The organism is Fibrobacter succinogenes subsp. succinogenes S85 (genome assembly GCF_000146505.1).
GTDB classification, from domain to species: Bacteria; Fibrobacterota; Fibrobacteria; order Fibrobacterales; family Fibrobacteraceae; genus Fibrobacter; species Fibrobacter succinogenes.
Genome location: NC_017448.1, coordinates 582,171 through 595,072, shown reverse-complemented (window position 1 = coordinate 595,072; position 12,902 = coordinate 582,171). Strand labels below are relative to the sequence as shown.

The following is a 12,902-nucleotide window of genomic DNA, read 5'->3' as shown; positions in this document are numbered from 1 at the left end:
AGGATCCATTATTTCTTGAAAAACACTTGACATTTTTCATTTAAATAGCGATATATTGATAAAACGTTAAAAGGAGTATCTTCATGACCATAGCCGTAGCCATTATTTGCGCTGTCCTCGGAATTGTAATCGGCGTCTTGTTTGCCCGTAATGGAAACTCGCAGCGCGAAGCCGCTGCGCGTCAGGCGAATGTTGAAATGGAAAAGGAAGTCGCTGTGCTGCGTAGCCAGCTCGCGACAGAAACTGTTAAAAACGCAGAACTTAAAGAAAATACCGAAAAACAGCTTGAAATGGTAAAAGCCGATGCTGAAAAGCGGATTGCTGACGAGCGCGCCGCCGCTGCCAAGTCTCTAGCCGATGAAAAAGAGGCGAGTGCCAAGCGCCTAGAAAGTATGAAGCTGGATATGGAACGAGTGCATCAATCTTCGCTAAATGAGCAAAATGCTCGTTTTACGGAAATGTCGCAGCGCTTATATGCCCAAGCAAAGAACTCTACTGAAGAAATGCTTAAACAGCGCGAAAAGCAGATCTCGGAATCCGGTCATGCGACCATGGAACAGCTTGTAAGCCCGCTCAAGGAAACCATCGCCAAGATGGAAAAGACCATGAACGACACGACCCGCGCACAGACCGAAGCGAATTCTTCACTCAAGGAAGTCTTGAAACAGTCCATTGATGCCAATGACAAAACCAAGAATGCTGCTAATGAACTTGTGCGTGCGTTTAAGCACGATAGCAAAATTCAGGGCGATTGGGGAGAACGCGTTCTTGAAGAAGTCCTGGAATCACTTGGTCTTGAGGAAGGGAAACATTTTGATGTGCAGGCAACACTCCGTGATGCCAACGGTAACGTTGTGCGTGCTGAAGGGAATAATGCAATGTTGCGCCCGGATGTGATTGTGCATTTGGACCCGTACAAAGAAGTTGTCGTTGATTCGAAAGTTTCTATGGCTGCATTTATGGACTATATGCAGGCAGAAAATCCTGACGAGCGCAAAGTTCTCTTGAAAAAGCATATCGAAAGCCTCCGCAAACACGTAAATGAACTCTCGGTAAAGGATTATTCGAGCTATGTCAAGGCTCCCAAGAAGACAATGGACTTTGTCGTGATGTTTGTGCCGCGAGCGGCAGCCCTTTGGACAGCTCTTGCCGAAGATCATGCGTTATGGCGTGATGCTTTTGAAAAAAATGTCTACATCGCCGATGAACAATCCCTTTACGCGATGCTTCGTATGGTGAAAATGACCTGGCGCCAAGTGCAACAGGCTCAAAACCAGCAAAAGGTCTTTGAACTTGCGAACGAAGTGCTCAAGCGCGTGGGCATTTTCGTAAAAAACATGGATGAAATCGGTGCCGCTCTCGGTAAGGCTCAGGAGGCCTACAATAAGGGAATGGCAAAACTTGACGATAAGGGCCAAAGCATTGTACAGTCCTGCCGCAAGCTGGAACGTCTTGGTGCAAAACAAGACTCCAAAAATCCGCTCCCGCCAGACGTTGATGCTATTGAAATGCAAGAAATCGAAGAAATGTAACTGCTTAACTCCGTTGGTGAAAAAATCCCCGCGACTTCGGTCGCAGGGATTCGCGTCTTACATTCTAATAACTAATGACCAATGACTATTGACCAATAATTAGTCGTCCAAGCAGTCCTTCATCACCTGGATAATCTTTTTCTTGTCCATGTGCTGGCCAATGAATACCAGGCGGATGATGCGGTCGCCGTACTTTTCGTCCCAAATTTTCTGGAGCTGCGGATTTTCTTCGAGAATGCGCTGTTGTTCGGCCTTGCTTTCGGCGGCGAACCAACGTCCAAAATTCTGGGCGGAGGCCTGCTTGCCTGCCTGTTCGAACAAGTAGCTTTCACTGCGTTCGTCGCTGAACCAGAGGAGACCCTTCGTGCGGATGATGCTCGTTGGATAGTCATCGAGGAATGCTTCGAACTTTTCGCGGTTCAGCGGACGGTGGTCTTCGAACACGAACGTGCTGATGCCGTATTCGTCACCATGCGGATGGTCCTTGTCGTGGTGGTGGCCGCAGTGGCAAACACCATGTTCATGGTCGCAATGGCTGTGGTCTTCATCGTCGTGGTCATGGTGATGTTCGTGTTCATCATGGTCGTGATGATGGTGCTCATGCTCATCGTGGTCATCGTCATGGTCGTGGTGGTGATGTTCATGTTCGTCATGATCGTCATCATCATCGTCATCGTTGTCGTGACCTTCTTCGTTGAGCTTGATTGCCCAAGTGCTCGATTCGGCAACTTTGTTGAAGTCGAACTGCTTCGTGTCGAGAATGTCCTTCATGTCGACCTTGCCGTAGTTCGTCTCGATCATCTTGGCTGTCGGCTGCAAAGCCTTCACGACTGCCTTCACGTGTTCCAAGTCGTGCTTGCTGAGAGCGTCGACCTTGTTCATGATAATCGTGTTGCAGAATTCAATCTGCTGGATGAGCAAGTTTGCGATATCTTCTTCTTCGAGGTCTTCTTCGAGGAGCTTTTCGCCACCGGCAAATTCGTCTGCGAGGCGGAGCACGTCAACGACTGCCACGATGTTGTCCAAATGGCAGGGGAGAGGTCTGCCGTCTTTGCTGCGGAGCTGGCTACCTGCAAAGCTAATGGTCTGGGCTATAGGAATCGGCTCGCAGATGCCGCTAGCTTCGATGAGAATGTAGTCGAACTTGCCCATTTCCAAAAGTTCGGCGATTTGTTCGATCAAGTCGGTCTTGAGCGAACAGCAGATACAACCATTCGAAAGCGGGACAACCTTGCCCGAATCTTCCTTCGTGATGTTTCCGCCCTTTTCAATTAAAGTCTGGTCGATGTTCACTTCGCCAATGTCATTTACGATGACGGCGACGTGGTAGCCCTGCTGATTGTTGAGAACGTAGTTGAGGAGAGTTGTTTTGCCGGCTCCCAGGTAACCGGTCAGGAGCGTTATAGGTACTGATTTCATGCGTTAAAATTTACTAAAAAATGGAATTTTAGGCAATGTGACCCCGATTACAGGTTCTGGCACCATTCCAAGTTGTACTATCAAACATCTTGCCATTTTCTTAAATTTTTAATACATTTGTTTTTAGGGATTGAAGCGAGGGCTTTTGAGCCGAGTTTTATTCCGAAACGAGCTGCTTTGGTTTACTACCCTTCCTTGAGGGTTGCAGATTGTAGCTTCGCTGTGCTAAATCTTTTAACTAAAACAGTTCTGGGCGTCCTTCGGGGCGCCTTTCTTTTTATGCACTTTTTATCTTGTTTTTAATACCAAATTTTTTATTATTGATTTTATAAGAAGTGAGTTGGAAATATGATTTTTTCTGCAAAAAATAAATTAATCCCCATAATTGTATCTGTTTTTGGCGTGAACGCTTTGTTATGCTCTTGCTCCGATGATAATTTAACTTCGAGTAATTTCCCGCAAATTGAAAATTCCAAGGAAACGACGCATAACATCGTCGGTTATGTTGATCGAACGCGTGGTTATTCGATGACTGAGGTTGTTTTGCGTGAAGTCGATAGCACGCTTTCGCAAACAGGTGTGGCGTACCATGGTTTTGTGGATGATTATTCTGGGCATTTTTCCCTTGAGAATGTCAAACTTACACAGCCCTATGTTTACCTTGAAGTGAATGGCAATTTCTATTCCAATTGCTATGATGCGAATGAAACAGAACCGATGACCAACTGGAAGGTTCTAGAAGCTTATGCGGATGTTCGTAAAGGCGATTCGATAAGCGTGAACCTTTTGACGCATATGCAGGCGAAACGTTTAAAGCACTATGTTGATCGTGGACTTTCGTTTGATTCGTCGATGGCTTTGCTGCAAAAAGAAATTTCGGATTTGTTCCTGCTCGATTCTCTGCACGAAGACTTTAGCAAGATGAATCTTTCGACGTTGCGGGACTACAATTACTACTTGTTGGGAGTAAATGTCCTTAACGAAACTTATGTGTGGAGGTCGGGTGGACTAGACGACTTGTTGAAAGAAGATGTTTTGACGGATTCGCTGTTCTCGACTTATTGGAGCTATGCGTATTATTTTAATCATAATTCAAGTTGCGATAAGTTCGATGATTTCGTGCCTGGATTCGGCTATAAAACCGATGCATACAAAGTTAAGGAATACTTGAATAACATCTGGCAGAAGAAGTATAATCTCGGAAACTGCTCTGCGGAAAACTATCATGAAATCAAGGCTACCGAATCTAACAAGACGCAGTTCCTGTATTGCGATACATTAGGGTGGACCCTTCCTAGAAATGGATGCTATGATTTGGACATGATTGTTCTGAACTCTTCTGTGGGCGATACGCTTCCGGGCCACTTGACTAAAGGAACATATTGTACGGATGATTATTACAAGTGGGGGCGCATGTACGACGGCTCTGTTGGATGGACTAAGGCTAGTGCCGCCGAAAGTGGTGTCGGCTTTGCTTGTACGAAAGAAACGTTAAATCGCTATGGAAAAAGTGGGCGCAAGTGCTACCGATGCGAATATTCTTATGGATATTATTTGCCTGATGTTGATATGAGTGAATGCGATGAAAACCTTCCAAAGCAGGAACCATTGAAGTAGGGGAGATGAATATGAAACTGAATGTTTTAGGAATAGTGCTTTGTTTGCTTGCTTTGATGGGCTGTAGTGAAGTATCTAAAGGTGTTAATATCGAAAGCGAAGATAACGCTCCTGAATATGAATTAAACAAATTAGTTGGAGTTGCGTCTTTTATTTCAAGTGAAGATTATAATTCTATTGATAGGGGTGGCACCAAGTACGAAGTGACTTTGTATGAACTGGATTCTAGTGCTTCTTGGACCGGTCGCGAATTTACAACATATGTGACGTATCCGAATGTCTTCAAATTTGAAAATCTCAAATTACAATCGTCTAATGTTGTAATGTGTGTTAGGAATAAAATGTCGAAAAGCGGATATTGGAGCTTTGCAGACTTGAGCAGGGTGGATTCTGTCTATGTGAATTTTATGACAAATATGGAGTACAACAGGATTCTCTATTTGATGAAAAAGGGAATACCTTCTGATTCTGCTGAAAGAACCGCTCAGCATGAAATTATGGAGTATATGTTGTCCACTTCACTTGATATTAAACTGTCTAATCAAATTGAAGGGAACGAAAAAGATGCGGAACTTCAAGCCGTATGGCAAATGCTTTCGCGTATCCCCTATACAAGGCTTTCTAGCCAGTTGAGCTCTGATACGGCTGTGTTCTGGATGCTTGAAACGGATTCAGCAAAAATCGATACGTTTAAAACGAAATATGCTGATATGATAGAAGGAAATTTATGGGTAAAGTCTATTCCTAAAACAGATTACCTTGTTACTAAGCTGAGTGGCTATGTGTTCGGACAGACAAATGGTCTTGGAGAATGTTCTGACAAGAACGATGGGGAAGTAAAGAAGGTTACAAATCCTTTGAGCCGCTATGTTGAAAGACCTTACATGTGCTCTAAAGATACGGGCTGGATTTGTCCGAACGGTACTTTTCAGGAATTGTATGGCATTGAAAAAGGTCATGATGGTGAAGTGATAAAAGCGAATTTTACATCGTTTTCCTATGCCTATGATTCGCTTCAGGGCAAATGGGTCAGTGCTCACGTTGAACAAGGATTTGCATGTGTTTCTTCAAGATTTGGTATGGTTCTCGTTTCGGAAACAATGGGAAAATCTTCGTATCTTGTATGCAAGGCGGAAGATAATGCTCCTGATTATCTGCATTGGGCTGCTACGGGTTCGGAGGAAGATTATATTGCATATTGATCTCGTAATCTAAAATGTGAGATAGGTATTGTTCAAAAACTACCCAATGACTCAACTGTTGAAGTGGTGTGTGTCGATGGTATATTCCGCAAGGCAACAGATATTGATAAAACGGGTTCTGTACTGGAACTGGAAAAAATTGCAAATCCGTGTGGTGAAAAGGAAGAAGTTCGCCGTGGTAAAACCGATTCTACGCTCTATTTCTATTGCAATAATGGAGAAATGGGCTATTCGAACGAAATGGAATATACTTTGGGCTATGGTTGCAATGCTAATCATGTGGGGTATCACCAGTATCAAAATTCCATTTATTATTGCAACAAATTCACGTGGAAATATTCGACAGATTCGCTTGTAAAAGGTGTTTTAGTGGATAGTCGCGACAATTCGGAATATAAGACGATTGGCATCGGTAATCAAGTGTGGATGGCCGAGAACTTGAACTATGAAGTGGAACCGAGCTGGTGCTATGGCGACTCTCTTGAATATTGCGAAAAGTATGGTCGACTTTATCAATGGGATGGTATTCTTGGGGCTAGCGCCAAGGTGGAAAATGTATGCCCGGAAGGATTCCATGTCCCGTCTAATAAAGAATGGGATGAACTCAATGCTTTTGTCAATTTATGGTTCCACGGTAATTCTTATTCGGCAAGAAAAGTTCTTTTAAGTAGTGATCCCAAGGAATTTGATAACATAGTCCATGTCGGTGATGATCTTGTTGGCTTTACGGGAATCTATGCGGGACACCGAACTGCAAATGGATTCTTTACAGGTCGATTGACTTCGGCATATTTCTGTAGCGCAGACATGAATGAAGAAGGCTCTGCATACATTTATATGCTTCGCCAAGATGAATTTGATTTGACCAAGTACGCGCAGAAAACGACTTCGAATTGCAACGTCCGCTGCGTCAAAGACTAGAGATTTAGCGACATTTGATCTTCTGCGGGCGTTGCTGAAACGCTTGCTTTTTCGTTTGCAAAATTGCCTGCGGAACTGCCCGCATTTTCGTCTGGGGCGTCGCCGGATTCATCGGCGTTTGCAATCTGAGCCATAAGCCATGCTTCGTCGTGTACGGGAATCCCGAGCTCGTTTGCCTTGGTGAGCTTGGAACCTGCCGCTTCTCCTGCCAAAACCCAACTCGTCTTTTTACTGACGGAACCGGAAACCTTGCCGCCATTCTCTTCGATGAGCTTGCGCGCTTCATCGCGGTCCATGTTCGGGAGCGTTCCTGTGATGACTGCAGTTTGACCTTGGAATAAAGTCTTGACAACGCCCTTGAATTCCGTCGGGAGTCCGAGCGCCACGAGTTCATCAATTTCATTGGTATAAAGCGGCGTGTGGAAGAATTCGTAGACGGATTTGCCGATGCGTTCACCCACGTCGGTCACGTTCTGCAATTCTTCGACCGTTGCCGTGCGGATTTTTTCGAGCGTGCGGAAATGCTTCGCGATGTTACGGGCACTGGTGCGGCCGACAAAGCGGATGCCGAGACCGTGCAACAGATTTTCGAGACTGCGCTGTTTTGATGCTTGGATGGCGTCAAAGACGTTTTTCGCGCTCTTCTTCGCCATGCGTTCCTGCGATTCCAGGTCTTCGAGCGTGAGGCGGTAAAGGTCTGGGATGCGCTTGATTTTGCCGGTGGCAAGGAGACTTGCGATAAGCGCTGGCCCGAGATTTTCGATGTTCATCGCTTCGCGGCTTACGAAATGTTCGAACAGACATTGCACTTGCGCCTTGCAGTGCAAGTTTTCGCAACGCAGAATCACTTCGCCGTCGATGTGCGTGAGTTGCTCGCCGCACACGGGGCATTTTTCGGGTGCCACGACGGGGGAGGCTCCGGCAGGGCGCAGTTCGCGTTTGACATCCGTGATTTTTGGGATGATTTCGCCACCCTTCTCTACGCCGACGGTGTCGCCGTAGTGCAAGTCGAGCCTTGCCACTTCGTCGAAGTTGTGGAGGGTGGCGCGCTTGACGGTTGTACCTGCGAGGCGCACGGGTGCGAGATTTGCCACTGGCGTCACGGCACCGGTGCGACCGACCTGGAATTCTACAGACAAAAGCGGTGTGTAGGCACGTTCCGCCTTGAACTTGTAAGCGATGGCCCAGCGCGGGCTCTTGCTTGTGCTGCCGAGTTCTCGCTGCTGCTGCAAATCGTTCAGCTTCACGACCATGCCGTCAATATCGAACGGGAGACTGTCGCGGCTTGCGCCTATCTTTTCGGAAATCGCCATGATTTCATCGACCGTATCGGCGGTCCAGTAATCGTTCGTATGGAAACCGAGACGCTTGAGCTGCTTCAAGTTCTCTTCGTGAGTTTTGTTGTTGCTCTGCGGAATGTGGTATGCAAAAAAGCGCATCGGGCGCGTCTTGCATTCGGCAACGCTCTTGAGCTTGAGCGAGCCCGAAACCGTGTTGCGGCAGTTTTGGAACGTCTTCTTGTTTTCCAGGATGAACTGCTCGTTCAAACGTTCAAATGCTTCGCGTTCCATGTAGACTTCACCGCGGACTTCGAACGTACCCTGCGGAATCTCGCTCGGGTCAATCTTCAATTTCTTCGCGTCAAAATATTCAGGAATGTCTGCAATCGTGAGCGCATTCAACGTCACGTCATCGCCTTGGGCGCCATCGCCACGCGTTGCCGCCTGCTTCAAGCGGCCATTCTCGTAAATCACCGAAAGGCTAACTCCGTCGATTTTCCTCTCGCAAATCCATTTTTTAGACGAGAGACGAGAGACGAAAGACGAGAGACCTTCTTCTGCGGCCTTCACAAATTCGCGCATTTCTTCTTCGCTGTACACGTTTGCAATGCTGAGCATCGGCACCGCATGTGCCACCTTCGCAAAATCATTCGTGAGGTCGCTACCGACCTTCTGTGTGAGCGAACCTTTTCCGCGCAATTCCGGATACTTCGCCTCGAGCGCTTCCATCTCCTTGAGCCCAAAGTCAAAATCCTGGTCGCTCATGGGGGAGACCCCGTCCTTGTAATAAAGACGGCTAGCTTCTTCCAGTTGTTTCTTTAATTCAAAATAGCGGGTACGGTCAATATCTTTCTGCTCACTCATGAAATGTAATATAGAAAGAGTTTGAGGTCGGCGCACCGAAGGCGCTACACAAACATCTTCACGCCAATGGCAATGAGGATAATCCCGGCGATAATCTCCGGAATTTTTGTCTTGAATCGCTTGGAGGCATGGCGCCCGATTTCAAAGCCGAGAACGCCCATCACAAAGCTTGCAATTGCAATGGCGGAGGTTGCAAAAACCATGTTGGCGTTCAAGAACGCAAACGAAATCCCGACTGCAAATGCGTCAATGCTTGTCGCAACCGATAAAAGTAAAATGTTCATGAGGCTCAGGTGCGCACAGGAGGCTGTCGCTTCACCACCGCGAATGGCGCCCCAGATCATGCGGGATCCCAAAATGCAGAGAATGGCACACGCAATCGGCGTACCCACCGCATTGAACCAACGTTCAGCAAAGCTACCCAAAAAATACCCGAGAAGTGTCATTCCGCCCTGAAAAAAGCCAAACGAAATCGCCTGGAGCACCGCGCGCGAACGCTTGATGCCCGATTTGCAAAGCCCGGTCGAAATGGCGACCGCAAAGCAGTCCATCGCCTCGACAATCGCGATAATGATAATTTCAAGAGTAGTCATGACGCGCCCAAAAATAAAAAATATATTGTAGGGGGAGAGGCGCGAACGTTGAACAGCAAAGTCGTTACTATAGTTTTTATTGGGTTGTGCTTGTTGCTCCTGCTTTCGGTAGGGGGCTCGTTCTGGGACGGCTCCTATGACCATCTTTTGCACAATAGCGGTAGCTGGAAATTCCCCAAGACGCTTTTCATTTTCTGGATTGGCATGTCGCAGGCGGGCGTTCTCCTTTCGGCTTTTTTGCTTGTCATGAAGGTCAAAATTCACCGTCGTACATCGCTTTTGCTCGAACTCAGTTCGCTTTGTAGTTTGGTCGTAGCCGTTGTCCTATCGTTTGTTTATTCCCGTTCCATCCAAATGAATAGCGATGTCCATAGCGACGTTTATGGCATCGGCATTGTCGGCTTTATGTCGCTCCTGTTTTTCGTGACTCATCTTGTGGCGGCGGATAGTGCAGAAGACGTCTCTCTATGCAAGGAACTCGCTAAAATCAGGCGGCCGCTTGCGTGGATTATCCTCCCGACGGTGTTCTGGGTCATTTCTGAATTTGCTTTAGATTTCGCTCGACTTGAAAATTCCGTTTGGCAGGGTGCGTTCTTTCCGTTGTATGTGGTCTCCATTGTCTTTTATATGGGGCTTGCGAGTTCGATTGCGCTCCTTTCATTCGAAAACTACTACAACCGCTTGATTGAACGGTTTGTTTTGCTTTGCAGCTGGTTCATATCGCTATTGTTCCTTTGGGTTATCCTTGTCAAAGGCGAGGGGAGTTATACCGCGTTTGCTTTTGCGTGTGTTGTTCCGCAACTGCTGTTCATCGAGGCCGTTCGCGAAAACCTTTGGGGGCGTTTGCTGGTTGTTGCCTTTATTCTATTTGGTGTTTTGCTCAAGTGCGATTTTGTTGTGAATCTAGATGAGTTTCATTTCTTCTCGAATGCTGTTTTTGCAAATGCGGGTTTGATGTTTGCATGTGGAGCTCTGTTTGTTGCCATTTTCTTTGGCGTGCGTTTCTTGCTTTCGCGGTTCTTTGAAAACGACGAAATCCTGATGGGCGAGGAGAGCGATAGCTCGGATGGCGAAGTCGTTGAAACCGATGTTAATAAATATTATTCGCCGTTCTCCGCTCCGGAATTTAAAGTTGTACGCCTGCCTGTGCTGTGTGGTGTTTTGACGGCTGTGGCGTATGGCTATTTTACATCGGATTGGGTCAATTTGGCCGGACCTTTTGGCGCCTATGTGAGTTGCTTGTTAGTCTGTCTGCAACCGTTTGTCCATCTTGGGTTTTCGAAAAAGCATAGGAGGGTCCGCAAATGAGCATGTTTGCCAATGCCGTCGCTTGCCTCCTCTGCCTTATTTTTGCGGCGTTCCTTTGGAAAATAAAGGGCATGTTCCGCATAACGCTAGTCATGTTTTTTATTGTCATGACGAGTTGCCTTTACACCGCTTTTGCGGGGAACCTTGCGATCCCGACATTAGAGAATTACCCGTTCCGCATGGTTGCTCTCACGTTCTGCGTTTTCACGACGGGGCTTCGCGATAACCGCAGGCGCTTCATGGTGCTTGCTCAAACGTTTTGGCTTTGGGTGGAACTTCTCGGAATCATTTCGCTTTATCAGGCGGGCGAAGAAGCTCCCTGGATACGTCTAGCAGCTATTGCCGAAATTGCTCTCGGATGCTGCTTTATGGCTCGAATTTCTAGGGAAATCGAGTTTGGACTCATCGTCCTTTGGATGGCAATTTGGATGTTCTTTTAGGAAATGTTTGTGTAAGTGACTTCTTTTGAAAGTCTCTTTTCAAATTCTTCCTTGGTCAGCGGCTTGTCAAAAAGGAATCCCTGAATAATTGAGCACTTGGCGTTCTGCAAGAAGTCAAGCTGCTTCGAGTTTTCGACACCTTCTGCAACGACTTCAAGATTGAGTTCGTTGATCATGTTCACCATGTTCTTGATGACAACTTCATCATGGTACTTTTCGTCGCCGATGTGGTCGAGGAGCGACTTGTCCAATTTGATGACGTTGACGTTCAAATCCTTGATGGCGGCAAATGTGGAGTAGCCTGTACCAAAGTCGTCGATAGAGACTGAAATGCCATGCTGGCGAAGTCCGTTCACGAACTTCTGCATCGCAATTTTATCTTCAAAATTGGAGGATTCCGTGAGCTCAATTTCAATGAACTTGCTGTCGATATTGAATTCCTTCATGATGTCAAGGATATCTTCAGTCAAGTGCGGATTGCTAAGATGGTGTCTTGAAAAGTTTGAAGACACGCGGACCGGTTCAATACCCGTGTCCAGCCAATTACGGATGTCTTCGCAGACTTTGCGGAAAACGTAAAAGTCAAGAAGGCAAATGGATGCTTCTTTTTCGAGGATCGGCAAAAATTCGCTAGGCGGGATAACTTGCCCATTGCGGTTCCAGCGCACGAGCGCTTCGCATCCACAGAGCTTCTGTTCCTTGACGGAAACCTTGGGCTGGTAGTAGACGATAAATTCCTTGCGACGCAGAGCTTCGCGGAAGATCGAAGAAATTTCCTTTTCGTGGTAAACGTCTTCGAGCATTTTCCTGGTGAAGTAAACGATATCGTTACCCGGATGGACTCTGGATTCATTCAGGGCAACAGAGCTGCAGTGCATGATTTCGTTCATGGTGTCTTGCGGCTGGATATCGTAAACGCCAATGCGGCTCTGTATGGTCAGCGGGATCACCTGGCCTTGGGGCGTAGGGACGTTGACCTTTATAGAACTCAAATTCTTGACGAACTGGTCTCTGTTTTCCTTTTTGACGAGGACGAAGAAGTTGTCGCCACCGAGTCTTGCAATCATTTCGTCATCGTGGCACATTGCCATGATGGTGTGTGTAAAGAGGGCGATACCCTTGTCGCCAATAGCGGGGGACTTGGACTGGTTGATGTACTTGTAGTTCTTGAGATTGAGGAATAGACCGCTAAAATTATGGAGCTTGTTTTTAGACTTAAGTTCGATGCTGTGGTGTACGAGCTTTGCTGTGTTGGGGGCGCCAGTCATGGTGTCTGTCTGGCTTGCGTAGTGGATTGCGCTCATGAGACGAGAGCGGCCGAGAATGATGAACATGTCATCACTGATGAGTTTTACAGCTTGGAGTTCTGGGTTTGAAAATTTGTGACTTTTCTTGGCTCTAATCTCAATAGTCGCCATGCCGTTTTCACCCGTACGGTAAGTTTGGATGAGTGGCATGGACTCGTAACCATTCGTGTCTTCGTAAATAATTTTTTCGTCGTTTAAGCCTTCTTTGGCGATAATGGAGCTCGGGGCAATAAGTTTGAGCTTGATAAAACCAATGTTTAAAATATTACATATAGGAGGAATGGCGGCGCTGATTCGTTTGCTCATCGCCGACATATCAGGAATATTATCTAAAATCGCATCCCTAAAATCTTTATAAACGCTACTGAAAATGACGTAGTCCATTTTCACCCCTTAAAGTCCACACATTATACACCAAA

At 46.6% G+C, this 12,902-nt stretch carries 10 protein-coding genes; 6 read left to right on the top strand and 4 right to left on the bottom strand.

Going from position 1 to position 12,902, the window contains the following annotated elements; genetic code table 11:
• Positions 1 to 83 precede the first annotated feature (83 nt).
• The gene (locus FSU_RS02550; RefSeq protein ID WP_012819975.1) at positions 84 to 1,532 is read left to right on the top strand and encodes a DNA recombination protein RmuC; all 1,449 of its coding nucleotides are present in this window, start codon (positions 84 to 86) and stop codon (positions 1,530 to 1,532) included.
• Positions 1,533 to 1,631: 99 nt separating this feature from the next.
• Here the strand turns inward: FSU_RS02550 and FSU_RS02545 are convergent, their stop codons facing one another.
• The gene (locus FSU_RS02545; RefSeq protein ID WP_012819974.1) at positions 1,632 to 2,951 is read right to left on the bottom strand and encodes a CobW family GTP-binding protein; all 1,320 of its coding nucleotides are present in this window, start codon (positions 2,949 to 2,951) and stop codon (positions 1,632 to 1,634) included.
• Positions 2,952 to 3,299: 348 nt separating this feature from the next.
• On the opposite strand from FSU_RS02545, the gene FSU_RS02540 reads away from it, so the two are divergent.
• The 3 genes from FSU_RS02540 to FSU_RS15815 all read left to right on the top strand — a co-directional run bounded on the left by FSU_RS02540 (position 3,300) and on the right by FSU_RS15815 (position 6,691).
• A complete protein-coding gene (locus FSU_RS02540) occupies positions 3,300 to 4,568 on the top strand; it encodes a hypothetical protein (protein ID WP_012819973.1) in 1,269 nt (422 codons plus the stop codon).
• Between the two features lie 11 nt (positions 4,569 to 4,579).
• A complete protein-coding gene (locus FSU_RS02535) occupies positions 4,580 to 5,770 on the top strand; it encodes a hypothetical protein (RefSeq protein ID WP_157747920.1) in 1,191 nt (396 codons plus the stop codon).
• A 66-nt stretch (positions 5,771 to 5,836) separates the two neighbouring features.
• Positions 5,837 to 6,691, top strand: coding sequence for a fibrobacter succinogenes major paralogous domain-containing protein (locus tag FSU_RS15815; protein ID WP_014545242.1), 855 nt, complete (start codon positions 5,837 to 5,839; stop codon positions 6,689 to 6,691).
• Here the strand turns inward: FSU_RS15815 and ligA are convergent.
• Together ligA and FSU_RS02520 are read right to left on the bottom strand one after the other, a co-directional pair.
• Positions 6,688 to 8,835 carry an NAD-dependent DNA ligase LigA gene (gene ligA / locus FSU_RS02525; protein ID WP_012819971.1) on the bottom strand — a complete coding sequence of 716 codons (2,148 nt, stop codon included), beginning with the start codon at positions 8,833 to 8,835 and terminating at the stop codon, positions 6,688 to 6,690. The genes FSU_RS15815 and ligA overlap by 4 nt on opposite strands.
• A 44-nt stretch (positions 8,836 to 8,879) precedes the next feature.
• Positions 8,880 to 9,428, bottom strand: coding sequence for a manganese efflux pump MntP (locus tag FSU_RS02520; protein WP_012819970.1), 549 nt, complete (start codon positions 9,426 to 9,428; stop codon positions 8,880 to 8,882).
• 48 nt (positions 9,429 to 9,476) lie between these two features.
• On the opposite strand from FSU_RS02520, the gene FSU_RS02515 reads away from it, so the two are divergent.
• The gene (locus tag FSU_RS02515) at positions 9,477 to 10,736 is read left to right on the top strand and encodes a hypothetical protein (RefSeq protein WP_012819969.1); all 1,260 of its coding nucleotides are present in this window, start codon (positions 9,477 to 9,479) and stop codon (positions 10,734 to 10,736) included.
• On the top strand, positions 10,733 to 11,176 hold the full coding sequence (locus tag FSU_RS02510; protein WP_012819968.1) for a hypothetical protein: 444 nt from the start codon (positions 10,733 to 10,735) through the stop codon (positions 11,174 to 11,176). The genes FSU_RS02515 and FSU_RS02510 overlap by 4 nt, the downstream gene beginning before the upstream one ends.
• On the opposite strand, the gene FSU_RS02505 is transcribed toward FSU_RS02510, so the two are convergent.
• The gene (locus FSU_RS02505) at positions 11,173 to 12,867 is read right to left on the bottom strand and encodes a bifunctional diguanylate cyclase/phosphodiesterase (RefSeq protein ID WP_012819967.1); all 1,695 of its coding nucleotides are present in this window, start codon (positions 12,865 to 12,867) and stop codon (positions 11,173 to 11,175) included. The two genes, FSU_RS02510 and FSU_RS02505, sit on opposite strands and share 4 nt — an antisense overlap.
• Positions 12,868 to 12,902: the final 35 nt, after the last annotated feature.